Source organism: Rhodovulum sp. YNF3179, assembly GCF_050586465.1.
GTDB lineage: Bacteria > Pseudomonadota > Alphaproteobacteria > Rhodobacterales > Rhodobacteraceae > CAJXYS01.
The window spans coordinates 1-21,066 of sequence record NZ_JBOCEG010000001.1 but is presented as its reverse complement, the minus strand read 5'-3'; the positions used below and the strand labels follow the sequence as shown (position 1 = coordinate 21,066).

General features: G+C 68.8%; 20 protein-coding genes. 13 read left to right on the top strand and 7 right to left on the bottom strand.

Translation table 11 applies throughout. The features are described 5' to 3' along the window. The first annotated feature begins 192 nt into the window (after positions 1 to 192). The 4 genes from ACQ5SP_RS00100 (at position 193) to ACQ5SP_RS00085 (ending at position 2,734) form a co-directional block, all read left to right on the top strand. On the top strand, positions 193 to 966 hold the full coding sequence (locus tag ACQ5SP_RS00100; protein ID WP_430935164.1) for an MlaA family lipoprotein: 774 nt from the start codon (positions 193 to 195) through the stop codon (positions 964 to 966). A gap of 19 nt (positions 967 to 985) precedes the next feature. Then, positions 986 to 1,561 carry an MlaC/ttg2D family ABC transporter substrate-binding protein gene (locus tag ACQ5SP_RS00095; protein ID WP_430935162.1) on the top strand — a complete coding sequence of 192 codons (576 nt, stop codon included), beginning with the start codon at positions 986 to 988 and terminating at the stop codon, positions 1,559 to 1,561. Positions 1,562 to 1,639: 78 nt separating this feature from the next. Beyond that, positions 1,640 to 2,224, top strand: coding sequence for an HPF/RaiA family ribosome-associated protein (locus ACQ5SP_RS00090; RefSeq protein WP_430935160.1), 585 nt, complete (start codon positions 1,640 to 1,642; stop codon positions 2,222 to 2,224). Between the two features lie 105 nt (positions 2,225 to 2,329). Further along, entirely contained in the window at positions 2,330 to 2,734 is a 405-nt protein-coding gene (locus tag ACQ5SP_RS00085; RefSeq protein WP_430935158.1) for a hypothetical protein, read from the top strand. A gap of 9 nt (positions 2,735 to 2,743) precedes the next feature. Here the strand turns inward: ACQ5SP_RS00085 and ACQ5SP_RS00080 are convergent, their stop codons facing one another. Continuing rightward, positions 2,744 to 4,900, bottom strand: coding sequence for a transglycosylase domain-containing protein (locus tag ACQ5SP_RS00080; RefSeq protein WP_430935156.1), 2,157 nt, complete (start codon positions 4,898 to 4,900; stop codon positions 2,744 to 2,746). Between the two features lie 262 nt (positions 4,901 to 5,162). On the opposite strand from ACQ5SP_RS00080, the gene ACQ5SP_RS00075 reads away from it, so the two are divergent. From ACQ5SP_RS00075 to ACQ5SP_RS00055, 5 genes are all read left to right on the top strand, one after another. Next, positions 5,163 to 5,501, top strand: a complete 339-nt coding sequence (locus tag ACQ5SP_RS00075; protein ID WP_430935154.1) for a P-II family nitrogen regulator — start codon at positions 5,163 to 5,165, stop codon at positions 5,499 to 5,501. A 25-nt stretch (positions 5,502 to 5,526) separates the two neighbouring features. Then, a complete protein-coding gene (locus tag ACQ5SP_RS00070) occupies positions 5,527 to 6,855 on the top strand; it encodes an ammonium transporter (RefSeq protein ID WP_430935152.1) in 1,329 nt (442 codons plus the stop codon). A gap of 126 nt (positions 6,856 to 6,981) precedes the next feature. After that, a complete protein-coding gene (locus ACQ5SP_RS00065; RefSeq protein WP_430935150.1) occupies positions 6,982 to 7,746 on the top strand; it encodes a class II aldolase and adducin N-terminal domain-containing protein in 765 nt (254 codons plus the stop codon). 41 nt (positions 7,747 to 7,787) lie between these two features. After that, on the top strand, positions 7,788 to 8,426 hold the full coding sequence (locus ACQ5SP_RS00060; protein ID WP_430935148.1) for a hypothetical protein: 639 nt from the start codon (positions 7,788 to 7,790) through the stop codon (positions 8,424 to 8,426). Positions 8,427 to 8,489: 63 nt separating this feature from the next. Next, the gene (locus tag ACQ5SP_RS00055; protein ID WP_430935146.1) at positions 8,490 to 9,314 is read left to right on the top strand and encodes an SDH family Clp fold serine proteinase; all 825 of its coding nucleotides are present in this window, start codon (positions 8,490 to 8,492) and stop codon (positions 9,312 to 9,314) included. A 1-nt stretch (position 9,315) separates the two neighbouring features. Here the strand turns inward: ACQ5SP_RS00055 and ACQ5SP_RS00050 are convergent, their stop codons facing one another. Then, entirely contained in the window at positions 9,316 to 9,942 is a 627-nt protein-coding gene (locus ACQ5SP_RS00050; RefSeq protein ID WP_430935144.1) for a class I SAM-dependent DNA methyltransferase, read from the bottom strand. Between the two features lie 97 nt (positions 9,943 to 10,039). Next, complete coding sequence (gene serB / locus ACQ5SP_RS00045; protein ID WP_430935142.1) at positions 10,040 to 10,927, bottom strand: phosphoserine phosphatase SerB; 888 nt, start codon at positions 10,925 to 10,927, stop codon at positions 10,040 to 10,042. A 157-nt stretch (positions 10,928 to 11,084) separates the two neighbouring features. Between serB and ACQ5SP_RS00040 the strand changes: the two genes are divergently transcribed. The 3 genes from ACQ5SP_RS00040 (at position 11,085) to ACQ5SP_RS00030 (ending at position 15,177) form a co-directional block, all read left to right on the top strand. Beyond that, positions 11,085 to 12,242 carry a phosphoserine transaminase gene (locus ACQ5SP_RS00040; RefSeq protein WP_430935140.1) on the top strand — a complete coding sequence of 386 codons (1,158 nt, stop codon included), beginning with the start codon at positions 11,085 to 11,087 and terminating at the stop codon, positions 12,240 to 12,242. A gap of 55 nt (positions 12,243 to 12,297) precedes the next feature. Then, the gene (gene serA, locus ACQ5SP_RS00035) at positions 12,298 to 13,893 is read left to right on the top strand and encodes a phosphoglycerate dehydrogenase (protein ID WP_430935138.1); all 1,596 of its coding nucleotides are present in this window, start codon (positions 12,298 to 12,300) and stop codon (positions 13,891 to 13,893) included. Positions 13,894 to 13,995: 102 nt separating this feature from the next. Next, positions 13,996 to 15,177: a lytic murein transglycosylase gene (locus ACQ5SP_RS00030; RefSeq protein WP_430935136.1), complete on the top strand. Its 1,182-nt coding sequence runs from the start codon at positions 13,996 to 13,998 to the stop codon at positions 15,175 to 15,177. Here the strand turns inward: ACQ5SP_RS00030 and ACQ5SP_RS00025 are convergent. Continuing rightward, on the bottom strand, positions 15,163 to 16,371 hold the full coding sequence (locus ACQ5SP_RS00025; protein ID WP_430935134.1) for a Hint domain-containing protein: 1,209 nt from the start codon (positions 16,369 to 16,371) through the stop codon (positions 15,163 to 15,165). The two genes, ACQ5SP_RS00030 and ACQ5SP_RS00025, sit on opposite strands and share 15 nt — an antisense overlap. 107 nt (positions 16,372 to 16,478) lie before the next feature. After that, the gene (gene smc, locus ACQ5SP_RS00020) at positions 16,479 to 19,934 is read right to left on the bottom strand and encodes a chromosome segregation protein SMC (RefSeq protein WP_430935132.1); all 3,456 of its coding nucleotides are present in this window, start codon (positions 19,932 to 19,934) and stop codon (positions 16,479 to 16,481) included. A 190-nt stretch (positions 19,935 to 20,124) separates the two neighbouring features. Between smc and ACQ5SP_RS00015 the strand changes: the two genes are divergently transcribed. Beyond that, positions 20,125 to 20,538 carry a GNAT family N-acetyltransferase gene (locus ACQ5SP_RS00015; RefSeq protein WP_430935130.1) on the top strand — a complete coding sequence of 138 codons (414 nt, stop codon included), beginning with the start codon at positions 20,125 to 20,127 and terminating at the stop codon, positions 20,536 to 20,538. Positions 20,539 to 20,542: 4 nt separating this feature from the next. Here ACQ5SP_RS00015 and ACQ5SP_RS00010 read toward each other — a convergent pair whose 3' ends face one another. Both ACQ5SP_RS00010 and ACQ5SP_RS00005 read right to left on the bottom strand, forming a co-directional pair. After that, positions 20,543 to 20,830, bottom strand: a complete 288-nt coding sequence (locus tag ACQ5SP_RS00010; RefSeq protein WP_430935128.1) for a hypothetical protein — start codon at positions 20,828 to 20,830, stop codon at positions 20,543 to 20,545. 59 nt (positions 20,831 to 20,889) lie between these two features. Continuing rightward, the coding region (locus tag ACQ5SP_RS00005; protein WP_430936245.1) for a UDP binding domain-containing protein at positions 20,890 to 21,066 on the bottom strand (177 nt) is incomplete at its 5' end.

Here is a 21,066-nt window from a genome sequence, read left to right as displayed (position 1 = left end):
TACCCCTACCGGGGATCGGCGGATGTCAACCATGTGACCGGTTCCTCTGTTGCAACCGGCCCCGTCCTTCGCCTATCCCTTTCAGGACAGACATTGCGCCTTCCGACCGGCAGATCGCCGGTATCCCGTATTCGTTAGACCGAGACTCCATTGCCAGACTCCCTTGCCCCCCCTTTTCGCCGCCCGGCTGCAGTGATCGCGGCGCTGACGCTCTGCGCGCTGGCGGCCTGCGGCCCGGCGACGACCCCCACCGGGGTCAATGATCCCTACGAAACCGCCAACAGGCGCACCCATGAATTCAACCGGGGCCTCGACCGTGCGCTGGTGCGGCCGGCCGCCGAGGGATACAGCCTTGCAGTGCCGGACCCGGTGCAGGACGGGGTCAGCAACTTCGCCGACAACCTCGACCTGCCTGGCGACGTTCTGAACAACCTGCTGCAACTGCGCCTCGGCGACGCGGTGAAGAACAGTTTCCGATTCGCCGTGAACTCGACCTTCGGGCTCGGCGGGCTGCTCGACCCTGCGACCGAGATGGGCCTCGCCCACGAGGAAACCGATTTCGGCGAGACGCTGCATGTCTGGGGCGCGCCCGAGGGCGCCTATGTGGAGTTGCCGCTCGCCGGCCCCTCGACCGAACGGGATGCCTTCGGGCTCGTGACCGACATCGCGCTGAACCCGACGCGGTGGCTGGTGCCTTCCGGCGACCGCAAATGGGTGACCGGCGCCAATATCGGCGGGGCGCTCAGCGCGCGCAGCCGTTACGGCGACCTTATCGACTCCATTCTCTACGAGAGCGCCGACAGCTACGCCCAGGCACGCGTTCTGTATCTGCAGAACCGCCGTTTCGAGCTCGGCGGCCGGGCAGCGGACCCCTACGCCGCCCTGTCCCCCGACCAGGAGGATTCCTATGCCGACCCAGATTACGACCCGATCGCGGACCCCGATTACGACCCGTTCGCCCAGTGACCGCGGCCGCCGCCGCGTCTTGACCTGCCTCGCCGCCGGCGCCACCGCGCTGGCGCTGCCCGGACGGGGGCAGGCGCTGACGACGGCCGAGGCCAGCAACCTGATCAACCGCCTGGTGACGGACATCAATGCCGTGATCAATTCCGGCAAGCGCGAGAGCGCGATGTACCAGGAATTCGAGCGTATCTTCGGCACCTATGCCGACGTCCCGCTGATCGCGCAGATGGCCCTCGGCCCCGACTGGCGCGTGGCCTCGACCCCCCAGCGCCGGGCCTTCGCCGGCGCCTTCCAATCCTATATCTCGCGCAAGTACGGCCAGCGGTTCCGCGAGTTCATCGGCGGCGAGATCAGGGTGACCGGCACACAGCCGCTCAAGAGTTTCTACGAGGTGATCTCGGTCGCCGATCTCCGCGGCGAGGCGCCCTTCGAGGTTCGCTGGCACGTGCGCGACTCCCGCGGCCAGCCCAAGATGTTCAACCTCTTCATCGAGGGGGTGAACATGCTTGCGACCGAGCGCACCGAGGTCCGGGCCATGCTCGACCGCCAGGGTGGCAACCTCGACGCCCTGATCGCCGAGCTGCGCCGCGCCGGATAGGGCGGAACCTGCGGCCGCGCGCCGTGTTGACCGGCGGCCCCGATGCGCGCAGCATCGGGGAAAAGCGAGGAGGATCGCATGGATATTCCGCTGGAGATCGCCTATCACAACACCGATCAGTCGGACGCGCTCGACGCGAAGATCCGCGAGCGCGTGGATCGCCTGCATCGGTTTTTCAGCCATATCAACAGCGTCCGCGTCGCGGTGGAGGTGCCGCATCGCAGCCAGCACAACCCGCTGGCCTACCATGTCCGGATCGAGGTGCGCGTGCCCGACAAGGAGCTGGTCATCAGCCACGACCCCGGCGATGACGGCGCGCATTTCGATCCGTACCTCACCGTGCGCGACGCCTTCAACGCGATGGAGCGCCGGCTCGAGTCCCATTCCCAGAAGGTGCGCGGCGACGTGAAGGCGCTGCACGGGCCCAGCCAGGGCCGTGTCTTGCGGCTGTTTCCCGACTACGGCTTCATCGAGACGACGGGCGGGCGCGAAATCTATTTCCACCGCAACGCCGTCATCGATGACGGGTTCGGCGCGCTCGAGGCCGGCACGCCGGTCGAACTGTCCATCGCCGACACCGAAAGCGAAGTCGGCCCCCAGGCGACGATGGTGCGCGCGATAAGCGCGCTGCGCATGGAGGACGAACCGCCGTCCCACGGCTGATCCGGGCGCGGTTTACCGCATTTTAATAAAATGCCGTTCATCTTCGGGGCGGCCGGCGCGGTGCCGGCCGCCCCGGTTGTATCGAGTTTATTGCGAGTCCTTCCCGTGCCCCTCGAACGCGCCCTGCCCGTCGCCATCGCCGCCCTTCTCGCCGGCTGCGTCCCTGCAAGTTTCTGGATCAAGGATGGCGTCTCGCTCGCGCGGTACCAGCGCGATCAGACGGGCTGCGAGGTCACGGGCACGCAACAGGTGCCGACCAACACGCAGTTCGGATGGGCGCCCTATACCGGGATCTACAGCGCCGACACCAACACCGCGCTCCGCCAGCGGGTCATCGCCCAGTGCATGACCGATCGTGGCTACCGCCGGGTCGAGCTGCCGGCCTGTCCGGGCGATACAGCCAGCGCCGTGCGCAGCGGCGACCTGCCCCGTCGGCCAAGCATGAAGATCACGTCCGAAAGCTGCCACGTGGCGATGATGGACGGCAGTTACCGGCTCTACACGCCCTGACCGACCGCCTCAGCGGCGGCCGAAGATCGCGCCGAGCACTTCCTCGAGGATCGTGCGTTCGACCTGCGGCTGGCCCCGGTCCCGGCGCTCGTCGCGGCGCAGCCCGGCCAGCGGTGCCGCGGCCTCGACCGGGTCGATCATGGGCAGCGGGCGCGGCGGCAGACCCTCGTGAATCCGCAGCATCGCGTCGTGCCAGATCTCTGCCGGCAGCCCGCCGCCGGTGACGCCCGTCAGCGGCGTGTTGTCGTCATAGCCCATCCAGACCCCGGCCACGTAATCCGCGGTGAACCCGATGAACCAGGCGTCGCGCGCCGCCTGGGTCGTGCCGGTCTTGCCCGCCACGGGCCGATCCGGCAGCGCCGCGCGCCCGCCTGAACCCTCGGCCACGACCCGGCTCATCATGTAGACCAGCTGGCGCGCGGCCTGTTCCGAGATGACCCGCTCGCCGATCCCCCCGTCGACGGTCATCAGAGGCTGCGAATCGCCCTGCAGCGTCAGCTCCACCAGCCCGTAAGGCTTGACCGAGCTGCCCCCGTTGAGAATCCCGGCATAGGCGCCGGTCATCTGCAGAAGCGTCGTCTCCGATGTGCCGAGCGCCAGCGCCGGTCCCTGCGCCAGGTCAGTCTCGATGCCGAAATCGCTCGCGACCGTGCGGACGTTCTCGCGGCCGACGGCTTCCGATACCTTCACGGCGACCGTGTTGATCGAGTTGGCGAGCGCCTGGGTCAGCGACATCTCGCCGTAATGCTGCCGGGTGTAGTTGCTGGGCGACCAGGGGCCCGATCCCGGCACATCGATGGTGATCGGCTCGTCGACAACGCGGCTGTCGAACCGGAACCCGAGATCGAGCGCCGCGCCGTAGACGAAGGGCTTGAAGGCCGAGCCGGTCTGCCGCATCGCCTGGGTGGCGCGGTTGAACTGCCCCGCGACGCGGGTGTTGCGCCCGCCGACCATGGCGCGGACCGCGCCGTCCGCCGACATCACGACGATCGCGGCCTGCGCCTCCGACCCCTCGCGCACCTTTTCCTCGAAGACCGTTTTCAGCGCCTCTTCCGCGGCGGACTGGATCTCGGGGTCGAAGGTCGTGCGGATGAGAACGTCCTCCGTCGTGTCGCGCGTCAGGAAATCCGGGCCTTCCTCCATGATCCAGTCGGCGAAATAGCCGCCGGCGCGGGCCTCGGCCGCCTCGGACAGGGTGGCCGGGTGCCCGCGCGCATAGGCCAGCTCGTCGCCGGTCAGGTAGCCCTGCTCGCGCATCAGCTGCAGGACCACGGCCGCGCGCTCCCGCGCGCGCTCCAGGTCGTTGGTGGGCGCGTAGTAGGACGGCGCCACCAGCAGACCGGCCAGCATCGCCGCCTCTGCCGGGTCGACCTCGGCCGCCGAACGCCCGAAATAGCGCTGGCTCGCCGCCTCGAACCCACGTGCCCCGGCGCCCAGGTAGGCGCGGTTCAGGTAGATCGTGAGGATCTCGTCCTTGGCGTACTTGGCCTCCATCGCCAGCGCGAAGGGCACTTCCTTGATCTTTCGCCAGAGCGTCGTGCGCCGGCAGTCGCGCTCGTACTCGGCCTCGTTCTTCCACTGGTCGGGATCATAGGGCACGCCGAGGCAGATCAGCTTTGCCACCTGCTGCGTGATGGTGGACCCGCCATGTCCCTCCAGCGGGCCGCGCCCCTCGGCCAGGTTGATGCGGATCGCCCCGGCGATCCCGCGCGGGCTGACCCCGAGATGGCGGTAGAAGCGCTTGTCCTCGGTCGCCACGACCGCGTTCTTCAGATGCGGCGAGACCGTGTCGGCGGTGATGACCCCGCCGAACATGTCGCCCCGCCAGGCGAAGGGCTCCCCCGTGCGGTCGAGCATGGTGACCGAGCCGCGGGCGCGCCCGTCCACCAGCTCGAAGGAGGATGGCAGCTGGGTATAGTAGTAGAAGGTCGCCCCGCCCAGAACGAGCGCGCCGATGACCGCCAGCCGCCAGCCGATCGCCCAGAAGATCCGCAGCACGAGGCGCAGCATCCAGCGCACCAGCCGCACGGGCCAGGGCGCGCGCCGCGCTTTCGCGCTCCGCCCGGTCTTGGCCGGCGCCTTGCGCCGCGCCGGTTTTTTCTTGCGTTCGGAAGCCACTCGCCGCTCCGCCACCAGTGGAGGCCGCTTCCTGCCCGGTCCGCTCATGTCTCGCTTGCCTGCCACGCGTCTTTTTCGTTGCGACCAAAATAGACTCGCAGCCTCGGAAAGTGGAGGGATCAGTCATGACCTCCGCGTGATTACTTTGACTATATTTTAATCATTTCTGATAATTTGTGCAAAAATTGTGCAACATGGCCTGGAATTGTCCCTCCCCTGACCGGGCGATTCCTTGCCTCTCTGCGCCGCAGCATCCCTCATTCCCGGGTCAATCCATGCAGGTTCGCCTGCGAGACGGAGGGGTAACAACGTGAAATTCATCATCGCAGCGATCAAGCCGTTCAAGCTGGAGGAGGTGCGCCAGGCGCTCACCGATATCGGCGTGCGCGGCATGATGGTGACCGAGATCAAGGGCTTCGGCTCGCAGTCCGGTCATACCGAAATCTACCGCGGCGCCGAATACGCCGTGAACTTCGTTCCCAAGGTCAAGCTCGAGATCGCGGTCTCGTCGGCGATGGCCGACGACGTCGTCGAAACCATCCGCAAGACCGCGAAGACCGACAAGATCGGCGACGGCAAGATCTTCGTCCTCGATCTGCAGCAGGCCGTGCGCGTGCGCACCGGCGACACCGACGCAGACGCGCTCTGAGACGCAAGGCAAGGATACCTGAACCATGAGACAGAAGACACTCACTTCCCTTTCTGTACTGGCGGCCGCGGCGCTCACCCCGTCGCTCGCGCTGGCCCAGGACGCCTCCGGCGCACCGGGCGAGCAGACCGCCTACATCTTCACCACGCTGCTCTTCCTGATGGGCGGTTTCCTCGTGTTCTGGATGGCCGCCGGCTTCGCCATGCTCGAGGCCGGCCTGGTGCGGTCCAAGAACGTCACCATGCAGCTGACGAAGAACATCTCGCTCTTCTCCATCGCCGCGATCATGTACTACCTTGTCGGCTTCGGGCTGATGTATCCCGGCGACTGGTGGATCGAGGGCTGGATGGGCCCGATCTTCGCCGTCACCTCGCTCGAACCGGTGGGCGTGGCGCCCGCTGACACGGCGCTCGACTACGCCTCGGCCGGCTCGGACTTCTTCTTCCAGCTGATGTTCTGCGCGACCACGGCCTCGATCGTCTCGGGCACGCTGGCCGAACGCATCAAGCTGTGGCCCTTCCTGGCCTTCGTCGTCGTGCTGACCGGCTTCATCTACCCGATCGAAGCCTCCTGGCAGTGGGGCGGCGGCTGGCTGGCCGAAGCCGGCTTCTCCGACTTCGCCGGCTCGACCCTCGTCCACGCGGCAGGCGGCTTCGCGGCGCTGGCCGGTGCCATCGTGCTCGGCCCGCGGATCGGCAAGTACTCCAAGGACGGCAAGGCACAGGCGATCCCGGGCTCCAACCTGGCGCTCGCGACGCTCGGTACCTTCATCCTGTGGCTCGGCTGGTTCGGCTTCAACGGCGGCTCGCAGCTCGCCATGGGCACGATCGGTGACGTCGCCGACGTGAGCCGCATCTTCGCCAACACCAACGCCGCCGCCGCGGCCGGCGCCGTGGCCGCGCTGATCCTGACCCAGGTGACCTACGGCAAGGTCGATCTCACCATGGTCCTGAACGGCGCGCTGGCCGGCCTCGTCTCGATCACCGCCGAACCGCTCGCGCCCTCGCTGACCGAGGCCACGCTGATCGGTGCCGTTGGCGGTGCGATCGTGGTCTATACGGTTCCGCTGCTCGACAAGCTGAAGATCGACGACGTCGTCGGCGCCATCCCGGTGCACCTGATCGCCGGCCTGTGGGGCACGTTCATCGTGGCCTGGTCGAACGACGGTGCCTCCTACGGGATGCAGCTGGTCGGCTTCTTCTCCATCGGGATCTTCGTCTTCGTCGTCAGCTTCATCGCCTTCTCGATCATCAAGGCGGTCATGGGGCTGCGCGTCAGCGAAGAAGAAGAGATCAACGGCCTCGACATGGCCGAGATGGGCATGGAGGCCTATCCGGAGTTCTCGAAAGGCTGACCTCCCTTCCTGTCAGCCGAAAAACTGGCCCCGGGCTTCGGCCCGGGGCTTTTTCGTTCCGGGATTCCTCTGGCCGTCCTGCCGGCGCCCCGCTAGCCTGCGGCCGAGAGAGCGAAGGAGGATCCCATGAGCCTGAGCCCGGTTGCCACCGACCGTCCGAATCTCGACCACTGGCAGGAGCGCGTGGATCTCGCCGCGGCGTTCCGCTGGACCGCCCGGCTGAACATGCACGAGGCCGTGGCGAATCATTTCTCGCTGTCGGTGAACGAGGACGGGACGCGGTTTCTGATCAACCCGAACCAGCGGCATTTCAGCCGTATCCGCGCCTCGGACCTGCTGGAAATCGACGCCAACGATCCGGAAACGCTCGACCGGCCGGACGCCCCGGACCCGACGGCCTGGGGGCTGCATGGCGGCCTGCACCGGCACTGTCCGCATGCGCGCTGCGCGATGCATGTGCATTCGATCCACGCCACCGTGCTGGCGAGCCTGGCCGACAGCCGCCTGCCGCCCATCGACCAGAACAGCGCGACCTTCTTCAACCGCGTGGTGATCGACGAGCATTACGGCGGCCTGGCCTTCGAGGAAGAGGGTGAACGCTGCGCGCAGCTCTTCGACGACCCGAAGAAGAAGGTGATGGTGATGGGCAATCACGGCGTGATGGTGATCGGCCAGACCGTCGCCGAGACCTTCAACCGGCTCTATTATTTCGAGCGCGCCGCCGAGACCTATATCCGCGCGCTCCAGACCGGCCAGCCGCTGCGGGTCCTGTCCGACGAGATCGCCGAGAAAACGGCCCGCGAGCTGGAAACCTATCCCGAGCAGGACGAACGCCACCTGCACGAGCTGAAGGCCATTCTCGACGGCGAGGGCGCGGACTACGCCTCCTGAGGGTACCGGCCGGGCGGACCCGCCCCGGCGAGGAGACCGGCATGACGCGCGAGACCCGGCTGAAGACGTTGCTCGATCGCCACGGGCGAACCTTCTGCAACGAGATCGGCATCGACATCGCCGCCAACACGCCGGCGCCCCTGTTCCAATGGCTGGTGGCCTCCACGCTCTACTCGGCGCGGATCGGCGCCGGGCAGGCGACCGCGGCCGCGCGCGGGCTGATCGCGGCCGGTCTCACCACCCCGGCGCGCATGGCCCGGGCAAGCTGGGACCGCCGGGTCGCCGTGCTGGGCGCCCATGGCTACAAGCGCTTCGACGAAAGCACGGCCACCCTGCTGGGCGACACCGCCGCGCGCCTGCTCGACACCCATGGCGGGGATCTGCGGCGGCTGCGCAAGGCCTGCGACCGGGACCCGGCCGCCGAACATGCGGGGCTGCAGGCGTTCAAGGGGATCGGCCAGCTTGGCGCGGACATCTTCTGCCGCGAGGCACAGGCGGCCTGGCCGGAACTCTATCCCTTCGCCGACAAGAAGGCGCTTACAGCCGCGCGGCGCCTCGGGCTGCCCGGCGACGGCGCGGGCCTGGCGGCGCTTGTCCCGCAGGCGGAGTTTCCGCGCCTGGTCGCCGCCCTGGTGCGGGCCGCGCTGGCCGGCGAGGACAAGGTCCGCCGCAACGCCTGAACAAGGGATGACCCCCTTCCCCCCAGCGGCTAGGCTGGTGCCGACTCGATCAGGGGCGGGCGCATGTCGATCTTCGATCTCTTCTGGCTCTTCTTCATCCTGGCCGCGGTGCAACCCCTGATCCGCCAACGGGTGCAGGAAGCCCGCCGCTTCATGACCATCGACAAGATGCAGAAGGCCCGGCATTCGCGGGTCATCCTGCTCGTTCACCGGCAGGAGACGATGCGCCTGCTCGGCTTCCCGCTAATGCGCTTCATCGACGTCAACGATTCCGAAGAGGTACTGCGCGCCATCCGTATGACCGATGACGACGTGCCCATCGACCTCGTGCTGCATACCCCTGGCGGCCTGGTGCTGGCAGCCCTGCAGATCGCCCGGGCCCTGCGCGCCCACCCCGCCAGGGTCACCGTCTTCGTGCCCCATCACGCGCTGTCGGGCGGCACGCTGATCGCGCTTGCCGCCGACGCGGTGGTGATGAGCGATCACGCCGTTCTGGGGCCGGTCGACCCGCAACTCGGCCAGTGGCCCGCGGCCTCGATCGTCAAGGTGGTGGAGGACAAACCCATCGCCGAGATCGACGACGAGACGCTGATCCGCGCCGACATGGGCCGCAAGGCGCTCGCCCAGGTCAAGAGCGCCGCCGCCGACCTGCTCGCCAAGCACATGGACGCCGACAAGGCCGCGGAGCTGGCCGACCTGCTGTCCAGCGGAACATGGACCCACGACTACCCCATCGCCGCCGAGGAAGCGGCCCGGATGGGCCTGCCCGTCACGCGCGACATGCCCGCCGACGTGCTGGACCTGCTGCGGCTCTATCCCCAGCCGGTTCGCCATACCGGCGGGGTCGAGTACCTGCCCACCCCGCGCGAACGCGATCGCGCCGGCTGAGTCAGCGTTTGCGGAACGTGGCGATCTGCGCCGTGTCGTCCCGGTGATCGGGATCGGCCGCATCGCCGTAATTGCGCACTTCGCGGTAGTGGAGCCCCTCGATCCGGCTGCCGAGCACCTCCAGGGCGGGGCCGAAGCCGAGCTTCACGAAGGCTTCGGAATTGATCGACAGGACGAAGAGCGCCCCCGGCCGCGCCACGCGGAGCAGCTCGTCGAAGGCGTCCGGCCCGACATGGCCATGCGTGAAGGTGCCCGCGCTGACCACGCCGCCGTAAGCGGCGTCATCGATCGGCAGCGTCGCCGTCATGTCCGCGACCAGCGTCGCGCGGTAGAGCCCCTTGCCGGCCGCCACCGCGAGCATGTCCGGCGAGATGTCGAGCGCGTCCACGGCCCGCCCGTCGAGCCGCTCGGCCACGAGACCGGTGCCGGCGCCGGCATCCAGCACCGGCGCGTCCCCCGGCCCGGCCAGATCGAGAAAGACGTCGGCCACCACGTAGGGCAGCCGGTAATCCATCCGTCGCGCGAAGCCGCTGTCGTAGCTGTCGGACCAGTCCCGGTAAAGCCGGACGGAATCCGCCGGGGTCTTCAATCCATAGGCCTGGTCGAGCCCGATATCCTTCTTGGCCATGCCGCCCTCCCTACGCTTGGAGGAAAGCGTGCCGAACCTCGGCGCGCAACCCTCTCACCGCGGGGGGCCGGATATCCGGGCCGCGCATGGCGCGGGGTCAGGCCGCGTCGGGCAACGCGAACTCGGCCTGGCTGTAGCCCTGCAGGTAGAGCAGGGCCGTCAGGTCCCCGTGGTTGACCCGCAGGTCGCATTCCGCGGCCACCGCGGGCTTGGCATGGAGCGCGACGCCGGTGCCCGCCCGGTGCAACATGCCGAGATCGTTGGCCCCGTCGCCCACCGCCAGCACGTCAGCCTCCGCGATCCCCCGCGCACGGGCCACCCGCTCCAGCGTCTCGACCTTGGCCGCGCGGCCCAGGATCGGCTGCGCCACCTGCCCGGTCAGCCTGCCCGCCTCTATCAGCAACGCGTTGGCCCGGGTCTCGTCGAAGCCAAGCCAGGCGGCCACCTCGCGCGAGAAGGCCGTGAACCCGCCCGAGACCAGCACGGTCCAGGCGCCCTGGGCGCGCATCGTCGCCACGAGCTGCGCGCCGCCGGGCGCCGGTGTGATCCGCTCCGCCAGCACCTCCGCGATGACCGCTTCGGGCAGGCCGGCCAGCAGCCCCACCCGTTCGGTCAGGGCGCCCTCGAAGTCGAGCTCGCCGTTCATCGCCCGCGCGGTGATATCGGCCACCCGGTCGCCGACCCCGGCGGCGGCGGCCAGTTCGTCGATGCATTCCTGCCCGATCATGGTCGAGTCCATGTCGGCCAGCAGCATCTTCTTCTTCCGCCCCGCCGCGGGCTGCACCAGCAGGTCCACCCCCTCGGCCTGGAGGCTTTCCCAGACATCCCAGCGATTGTCGGGCACCCGGTCGAGGGGGAACTCCGCGGCAATGTCCGGATCGAGCCAGGCCGCCGTTCCGCCGCCCCAGGCCGTCTGAAGCGCCTCGACCATGGCGCCGGTCAGGCGGGGCGTGGCGGGGTTGGTCAGCAGCGTGGCGATATACATGGGCGAAGTTTCCGATAGTGGTCGCGGGTGTCGCTTTCAGGCGTTCAAGCGGCGGATTACCGCAGTTTTTCCGGTTGCACCACCCCGCGCGGGGCCGTATGCCCGTCCGTGGGACACCCCTCCCCAACGAGGGGCGCATATCTGGAAGGATATCCACATGACGGACATCGAGACCCCGGCCGCGCGGCCGGCAAATCCGCGCTTTTCCTCTGGCCCCTGCGCCAAGTTCCCCGGATACAGCCTCGACACGCTTTCCGATGCGCCGCTCGGCCGGTCGCATCGTGCCGGCGTCGGCAAGGCAAAGCTGAAACAGGCGATCGAGACCACAAGAGAGGTGCTCGGCGTGCCCGCCGACTACCGCATCGGTATCGTGCCGGCCTCTGACACCGGCGCCGTGGAAATGGCGATGTGGTCGCTGCTGGGCGAACGCCCGGTGGAGATGCTGGCCTGGGAAAGCTTCGGCGCGGGCTGGGTCACGGACGCGGTCAAGCAGCTCCGGCTCGACGCCACGCTGCACGAGGCCGAATACGGCCAGCTTCCCGACCTGAACGCGGTCAATTTCGACAATGACGTCGTCTTCACCTGGAACGGCACCACCAGCGGCGTGCGGGTGCCGAACGGCGATTTCATTCCCATGAACCGCCAGGGGCTGACGATCTGCGACGCCACCAGCGCCGCCTTCGCCCAGACGCTGCCCTGGGACAAGCTCGACGTGACCACCTTCTCTTGGCAGAAGGTGCTGGGCGGCGAGGCCGCGCATGGCGTTCTGATCCTGTCGCCGCGCGCGGTGGAACGCCTCGAGAGCTACACCCCGCCCTGGCCGCTGCCCAAGATCTTCCGCCTGACGAAGGGCGGCAAGCTCAACGAGGGCATCTTCGAAGGCGCGACGATCAATACCCCCTCGATGCTTTGCGTCGAGGACTATCTCGCCGCGCTCGACTGGGCCAAGTCCGCAGGCGGGCTCGACGGGCTGCGCGAACGCGCGAACCGCAACCTCGCCGCGGTGCAGGCCTTCGTCGCGGAGCATGACTGGATCGCCTTCCTCGCCGAGAAGCCCGAGACGCGGTCGAACACCAGCGTCTGCCTGAAGTTCACAGACGACCGGATCTCGGACCCGGCCGCCTTTGCCAAGGCCGTCACGAAGCGGCTCGAGGCCGAGGGCGTGGCCTACGACATTGGCGCCTACCGCGACGCGCCCCCGGGTCTGCGCATCTGGTGCGGCGGCACGGTCGAAGACTCCGACGTCCAGGCGCTGATGCCCTGGATCGAATGGGCCTACCGGATCGAACTTTCCGCGCTCGACGCGGCGGCCTGACCGGGCCGCTGCCCCCCAGCGACAATCGAATAACTTCTGACAAGGAGCCCAGAGCATGGCACCCAGGGTACTCGTGTCCGACAAGCTGTCGGAAACCGCCGTCCAGATCTTCCGCGACCACGGGATCGAGGTCGATTTCGAACCGGGCCTCGGCAAGGACAAGGAGAGGCTTGCCGAAGTCATCGACCAGTATGACGGCCTGGCGATCCGGTCGGCCACCAAGGTCACCGAAAAGCTGCTTGGCAAGGCCGAGAAGCTGAAGGTCGTCGGCCGCGCCGGCATCGGCGTCGACAATGTCGATATCCCGGCCGCCTCCAAGAGAGGGGTGATCGTGATGAACACGCCTTTCGGCAACTCGATCACCACGGCCGAGCATGCCATCGCGATGATCATGGCCGTCGCGCGCCAGATCCCTGAGGCCAACGCCTCCACCCATGCCGGGAAGTGGGAAAAGTCGCGCTTCATGGGCACCGAGGTCACCGGCAAGACGCTCGGCGTGATCGGCGCCGGCAATATCGGCTCGATCGTCTGCGACAGGGCGCACGGGCTGAAGATGAAGGTCCTCGCCTACGACCCGTTCCTGAGCGAGGAGCGCGCGCAGAAGATGGGCGTCGAGAAGGTGGAGCTCGACCAGCTCCTCGGCCGGGCGGACTTCATCACGCTCCACGTGCCGCTGACCGACAAGACCCGCAACATTCTGGACAAGGATGCGATCGCCAAGACCAAGACCGGCGTGCGCATCATCAACTGCGCCCGCGGCGGGCTGGTGGACGAGGCGGCTCTCGCCGAGGCCATCCAGTCGGGCCACGTCGCGGGCGCGGGCTTCGACGTCTTCGAGGTCGAGCCCGCAACCGACAGCCCGCTCTTCAACCTGCCCGGGGTCGTGGTGACCCCGCATCTGGGCGCGGCAACCACCGAGGCACAGGAGAACGTCGCGATCCAGGTGGCCGAGCAGATGTCCGACTACCTTCTGCACGGCGCGGTGTCGAACGCGATCAACATGCCCTCGATCACCGCCGAGGAGGCCCCGATCCTGACGCCCTGGGTCAAGCTGGCAGAGCATCTCGGCAGCTTCGTCGGCCAGATGACCGACGAGCCGATCAAGGCAATCAACATCCTCTATAACGGCGGGGTGGCCGAGATGAACACCGCCGCGCTGAACGCGGCGGCGGTGGCCGGGCTGATGCAGCCGACCAACCCGGACCTCAACATGGTCTCGGCGCCCCTGGTCGCGAAGGAGCGTGGCATCAACATCTCCACCACCACGCAGGAGAAATCCGGCGTCTTCGACGCCTATGTGAAGCTGACCGTCGTGACCGACAGCCGCGAGCGATCCATCGCCGGCACGGTCTTCAGCGACGGCAAGCCGCGCTTCATCCAGATCAAGGGCATCACCATCGACGCCGAGATCGGCCAGCACATGCTCTACACCACGAACGAGGACGTGCCGGGCATCATCGGGACGCTGGGCCGGACGCTCGGCGAGGGGGGCGTGAACATCGCCAACTTCACCCTCGGCCGGTCGGATCGCGGCCGGGACGCCATCGCGCTTCTCTACCTGGACGAGCAGCCGCCGGCGCCGGTGCTGGACGCGCTGAAGGACACCGGGCTTTTCCGGCAGGTGCGCCCGCTCGAATTCGACGTGGCCTGACGAGACGGGGCGCGCCGCCCCGGCGCGGCGTGCCCGCCCACGGGTTGCCCGAATCCGCGGCCTTGCTAAGCTGCCGACAGGTTTACCCAAGGGCTTTCATTCATGCGCATTCTCTCACTCTTCGCCGCCGGGCTCCTGGCGCTTGCGGCTCCTGCGGCGGCCAGCGTGCCCTGCGGGGGCGATTTCGGCGGTTTCGTCGCCGATCTCAAGACCGAGGCGCAGCGCCGCGGCCATGATCGTGCAACGGTGGACCGGTTCTTCGCCGATGTCCGGCGCGATCCCGCGACCATCCGCGCCGACCGCGCGCAGGGCATTTTCAAGATGTCCTTCATCGATTTCTCGCGCCGGGTCATCAGCCAGTACCGGCTGAACAAGGGCCGCGAGAACCGCGCGCGCTACGACGACATCTTCCGCGCGGCACAGCAGCGCTACGGCGTGCCGCCCGGCGTGCTCCTGGCCTTCTGGGCGCTGGAAACCGATTACGGCGCCGTGCAGGGCGATTTCAACACGCTGAATTCGCTGGTGACCCTGGCCCATGACTGCCGCCGCCCGGAGCTGTTCCGCCCGCAGGTCTTTGCCGCGCTCGAACTCTTCGAGACCGGCGACTTCGACCCGCGCACCACCACCGGCGCATGGGCGGGCGAGATCGGCATGGTGCAGATGCTGCCCGAGGACATCCTGACGCTGGGCGTCGACGGGGACGGCGACGGGCAAGTGCGGCTCAAGAGCAGCCCGGCCGACGCGCTGCTGAGCGGCGCCAACATGCTGCGCGCGCTCGGCTGGCGGCCGAACGAGCCCTGGCTGCAGGAAGTGAAGGTCCCGCAGGACCTCGACTGGCTGAAAACCGGGATCGACCAGGACTTCCGCGTGTCGGACTGGCAGCGGATGGGCGTTCGGGCGCGGACCGGCGACCTGCCGCCCGGCGACATGCGCGCCTCGCTTGTCCTGCCGCAGGGGCGCAAGGGGCCGGCCTTCCTCGCCTATCCGAACTTCCGGGTCTATTTCGAATGGAACCAGAGCTTCGTCTACGTCACCACCGCGGCCTACTTCGCAACCCGCCTCTCGGGCGCGCCGGTCTATAACGCCGGCACGCCCGATCCGGGTCTGGGCGGCGCCGAGATGGAAACCCTTCAGCGCCTGCTGAAGGCGCGCGGCCATGACGTCGGCGGCGTGGACGGCATCCTCGGCGCCAAGACCCGCGCCGCGGTGCAGGCCGAACAGCGTCGCCTCGGCCTGCCGGCCGATGCCTGGCCGACGCGGGCGCTCCTGTCACGCTTGCGCTGAGCAGGCGGCCCGCGCGCGCCTGGCCAGGCGGGCAGGCGCAGCGGGGCAGAGCCCTTCCGGAAGGAAGGGCCGACCATTCTTCACATGGCGCCGCACAAGGCCCCGGCAGTGCTGGTTGGACGGCATCCTGAAAGCCGGACCCGCGGCACGATGCGCGGCCAGGACGTGGCCGCCCAGGGCGAAGATCTCGGCCCTGTTCCGACAGGACAGCGCCCGCAGCGCATGCGGCCCCGGCCAGAGGCTTTCGCTGGGCAGCCCATTGGCGAAAACCACGCTGTGCCTGTCCAGCAAGACGTGGTGAAACCGGACCTCGTCGGCCCTGAAAACCGGCGCAACGCCGGGCACGTCCAGGAAGGCGAGCGCGGGAACAAGGCATCTTTCAGCCCCGAACATGCGGCGCGCGATCGGGGAAGACACCATGACCCGGTGCTGGCGCGACACCAGGATCGGCGCGGCCGGATACCCGTTTCCCAGGGCCCCCGCGGCGATACGGATCGGCACGGCCCCCGGGATGCGCGCCATCTCCGCCCCGGAACACTGCCAGGCACCGAGCCAGCGAACCGGCCGGGCGGCCCCGGCAAGGGTCGTGACCTGGTCGCCCACGCGGAGAGACTCGATCGCGACAGGCCCGTGCGGCGTGTGGATTTGGGTGCCCGACGTGAAACAGACCGGAACGCTGCCGCCATTCGCGGTCCCGCTGACGGTAAGGGTGGTGCCGTCCGGCGGCGTGGCCCCGATCCAGTAAACAACATGGGTTGTTTCCAGGGACGGGTGCAAAGGGGACTTGTCATCAGTGTCGAGGGAAATGCCTGCAAGGGTGTAGCTCTCGCCGTCGCTGCCATCGAATGTCGCCTGATGGAGCGCGCCGATCCGGCTTCCGGCCGGAAACGTCAGCCCCCCGGGGCCGGGTGTCTCCAGCGTCGGGTTGTTGGAGGTGCGCGGCGCATAGGGCGACAGCAACGTGACGTCGTCGAGGAGGACTTGAGGCCCGCCTTCGTTGAGAAATTCCGGGCTCGCGCCCTCTTCTTCGTACCTGACGGAATAGACGTGACCCGTCGCGGCGTTGAACGAGAAACGGTCGCCGACATCCAGGAAGGAAGACGTACCGTCCTCTCCGAATTCTGCAAGAGAGGTTGAGGCATGCGCGGGCGTGAAACAATCGAGCCCATGCATCGTCAGCGTGTGAATCGGCATGCCACTTGCTCTTCCCGGCGGGGCCAACAAGAGGACAGATTGCGCGATTTCGGTTTAAAATCGCCTTAACACCGCAGGGCGCCGCGCCCGTAGCCGCCCGACCGGCCTCAGGCAACCATCTGCTCGGCCTTCTTCAGGTCCACGCTGACCAGCTGGCTGACACCCTGCTCGGCCATGGTCACGCCGAAGAGCCGATCCATCCGGCTCATGGTGATGGCATGATGGGTGATGATCAGGAACCGCGTCTCGGTGCGCCGGGTCATCTCGTCCAGAAGGTCGCAGAACCGCGTCACGTTCGAGTCGTCCAGGGGCGCGTCGACCTCGTCCAGCACGCAGATCGGGGCCGGGTTCGCCAGGAAGACGGCGAAGATCAGCGCCAGCGCGGTCAGCGTCTGTTCACCGCCCGACAGCAGCGAGAGCGTCGAGAGCTTCTTGCCCGGCGGCTGGCACATGATCTCGAGCCCCGCTTCCAGCGGATCGTCGGATTCAACCAGCACCAGCTTGGCCTCGCCCCCGCCGAAGAGATGGGTAAACAGCGCGGAGAAGTTCGCATTCACCTCCTCGAAGGCGGTCAGAAGCCGCTCGCGCCCCTCCCGGTTGAGGCTGTTGATCCCCGACCGCAGCTTCGCGATCGCCTCTTCGAGGTCGCGCTTCTCGGTCGCAAGCGTGTCGTGCTCCTGCTCGACCTCGCGGGCGTCCTCTTCGGCGCGGAGGTTGACGGCGCCCAGCGCATCGCGCTGGCGCTTCAGGCGGTTGACCTCGGCCTCGATGGTCTCGGCGTCGGGCATCCTCTCGGGGTCGGTGTCGAGCGTCTCGAGCAGGGCGGCGGGCGTGGTCTCCAGCTCTTCTTCGATCCGGTGCGCGGCGGCGGCGACCGACTCTGCCGCGGCCTCGGCCGTGGCCTCCGTCCGGGCACGGGCCTCGCGCGCCTCGGATGCCGCGCGCTCTGCGTCCCGCTCGGCCTGCTCGGCCTTGCGCAGCGCCGACTCGGCGGTCGACAGCGCGTCGGCCGCCTCGGCACGCCGCGCCCCGGCCTTGTCGATCTCGCCGGAAAGCTCGGCGCGCTTGGCGGCGATTTCCTCGGGGGCGGCGGTCGCCTCGGCCAGTTCCGCCTCGCTGGCCGCCTTGCGCTCTTCGAGTTCCCCGATCCGCTTGCCGGCGGTTTCCAGCCGGTGACGCCAGCCGCTGATCTCCTTCACGATCTCCTGCGACCGCTTGGTGCGCGCCTCGCCTTCGCGGCGCAACTCGTCATGGGCCGATCGCTTGGTCATCATGGTCATGCGCGCGGCCTCGACCGTCATCCGCAGATCCTCGACCCTGGCCTTCGCAGCGGCGAGATCCTCGAGCGCCGCGACCGCGCCGTCGGCTTCCTTGACGCGGGCGCGCGCGCCGGCGGCCTCGTCGTCGTAACGCGCGACGGCCAGCTTCTGGCTGTCGAGCTTGCCGCTGGCGATGCTGTGGTCGGCCTCGGCCCGGGACAGCCTGCGGTTGGCCTCGGTGACCGCCTGATCGGCGGCGCGCCGGGCGGCACGGGCGTCCTGGTCGGCGCGGGTCAGCTCCTGCAGCTGCTCGGCCAGCACCGCATGGGCCCGCTGCGCACCGTCGGCCCGGGCGTTGGCATCCTCCAGGTCGCGCTTCAGCTGGACGAGCCGGTTGAGCTGCTGCAACCGCAGCGCCGCCGCCGAGGGCGCATCCTCGGCCGCGGTGCGGAACCCGTCCCAGCGCCAGAGATCACCCTCGACGCTGACCAGTCTCTGGCCGGGCCGCAGCCCGGCCTGCAGCCGCCCGCCCTCGGCGCGGTCCACCAGCCCGACCTGCGACATGCGCCGGGCCAGCACCTCCGGCACCGTGACGTAGTTCGTCAGCGCGCGCACGCCCTCGGGCAGGGATTGCGGCTTCGGATATCCCGGCAGCAGCCCCCAGCCCGAGGCCGCGGGATCGTCCACCTCGGGCGCGCGCAGGTCGTCGGCCAGCGCCGCGCCCAGCGCCGCCTCGTAGCCCGGCTCCACCCGCACCCGGTCGAGCACCGTGTCACGCTCGGCGGTCTCGCGCTCGACCAGCTTGGCCAGCGCCGCGACCTCGGCCCGCAACGCGCTGGCCTCGCCCTCGGCCTCGGAGCGTTCCGCGCGGGCCTCGGCCTCCCTGGCCTGTGCCGCGCCGCGGGCGTCGTCGGCGGCGACAAGCGCGGCCTCGGCCTCCTCGGCCGCGCGGGCCGCCTCGGCCTGGTCCTGTTCGGCCGCGCGGTAATCTTCGGCGGCCTTTGCCAGGGCCGACTCCGCCTCGGCCACCGCGGCGCGGGCTTTCTCGGACTCGGCCTCGTTCCGGGAAAGCGTCGTGCGCGCGTCGTCCAGCGCCCGGTGGGCCGACTGGTGACGCGCCGAGAGCCGGCCGACATCCTCGGTCATCTGGTCGAGATCGGCCTCGCGATCCTGCAGCACCTGCGCCGCGGCGCGGGCTTCCTCCACGGCGGCCTCCAGCGCCTCGGCATGGCCCTCGCCCGCCTTTTCAAGCTGCGCCTGTTCCCATTCCAGCCGCTCGATCGTCTCGCCGGCATCGCGGTTCAGGACCGTCTCGCGCTCGATGTCGCGACCCAGCTGCTCGATCCGTGCGGTCAGGGTCTCGATGGTCTGGCGGGCGCGCTCCTCCCGGTCGCGGAGGGTGTCACGCTCGACCTGCAAGCGTTGAAGCACCGCCGCGGCGATCGCCTCCTCCTCGCGCAGCGGCGGGAGCGCCGCATCGCGCGCCTCGCGGTCCTTCGCGGCGTCGCGCGCGGCCGCCTCCGCCCGGGCGGCGGCGGCGGTGCGTTCCTTCAGGGCATCCTGGGCCTCGGCCCGCGCGGCATCGGCTTCCTTCCAGCGACGGTAAAGCAGCTTGCCCTCGGCCTGGCGCAGCGCCGTGCCGATCTCGCGATAGCGCGCCGCCTGCCTGGCCTGGCGGGTCAGTTGCGACAGCTGCTGGGCCAACTGCTCCAGCACGTCCTCGACCCGCTCCAGGTTCGTCTCGGCGCCGCGCAGTTTCAGTTCCGCCTCGTGGCGGCGCTGGTAAAGCCCGCTGATCCCGGCCGCTTCCTCTAGGATGCGGCGCCGGTTCTTGGGCTTGGCGTTGATCAACTCGGCGATCTGGCCCTGGCGGACCAGCGCCGGCGAATGCGCGCCGGTCGAGGCATCGGCGAAAAGCATCTGAACGTCGCGGGCGCGCACGTCCTTGCCGTTGGCCTTGTAGGCGCTGCCGGCGTCGCGCGTGATGCGACGCACGATATCGATATGGTCGGCATCGTTGAAGCCCGACGGCGCCAGGCGCTCGCTATTGTCGATGGCGACGGACACCTCGGCGAAGTTCCGGGCCGGGCGCGAGGCGGCACCGGCGAAGATCACGTCTTCCATGCCGCCGCCGCGCATCGCCGTCGGGCGGTTCTCGCCCATCACCCAGCGCAGCGCCTCGAGCAGGTTCGACTTGCCACAGCCGTTCGGACCCACCACGCCGGTCAGGCCATCGGCGATGACCAGGTCGGTCGGATCGACGAAGCTCTTGAAACCGTTGAGTCTGAGTCTCGTGAAGCGCACGCGGACGGCCTGCCCCTGATTCCGATTGACGTCCGAGTGTTCTGGACAGCGGGGAGCGAGTCAACAATTAACGCTGCATATCGCGTTGGGTCCAAAGTTATCCCCAAGATGTAGCAGATGCTTGACCGGGCGTCGCTCCGGGTCGAAGTTGGGACCGGCCATCCCACCGGCGTTCCACGAGGAGTACGGCATGCCCCTGTCCGTCGACATCGAAAAGCCCGATGCGCCGGGCGTCGCCGACCTGCTGGCAGGCTGGGCGGCGGCGCGTGGCGATACCGCCGCCCCGGGGGCGCGCGCGCTCGGCGGCCCCGAGACACGGCTCGTCGTGGCACGGGACGACGGCATCGCGGTGGGCTGCGTGGCGCTGGTCGACTGCGGCACCCTGGGTGAGATCCGGCACCTCTTCGTCATGCCCGCGCAGCGCCGCGGCGGGGTGGCCCGCGCCATGATGGCCGTCCTGGAGTCAGAGGCCCTGCGGCTCGATCTGCGGCATCTGCGGATAGTGGATGCCTCCGGCAAGGACCCGGCCTCGGGCCTCTATCGCGGCCTGGGCTACCTGCCCTGCGCACAAGGCGCGCCCTGCCTCGAGAAGACGCTGCGCTGAGTCCTCAACACAGGAGACGCGCACGCATCAGCGCCGCGTCCCCCTCGAGCGACCCCGCAACAACGGCACATCCGCTCGCCTCTTCCATCGCGCGGGCCGCACGCGGACGAAGCTTGGCGACGGTGGGTCGGAAATCGACGTCGGTGCGGATCGCCGTCGCGACACCATCCTGCTGCGAGACGCGAAAGCGGCTGCCGTCGATCTCGACCAGCCGGGACGGCGTTCCCAGCCCGTCGGGGGCCGGGGCATTGCACGCCGCGAGAACGAGACCTGACAAAACGAGCGCACGCATGGGCCAAGCCTGCCCTGCACGGGTTAAGGAAAGCTTTACGCCCGCCGTGGCGGCGCCCGTCAGCGCCCCACGGCCGCGTAGGCCTCGAAGCCGGCCTCCGCCACGTCGTCGGCGTTGTAGATGTTGCGCAGATCCGCCATGCGCGGCGTCCGCATCGCGCCGGCCAGCCGCGCCAGGTCCAGCGCGCGGAACTCGTTCCATTCCGTCAGCAGCACGATCAGGTCCGCGTCCTCGGC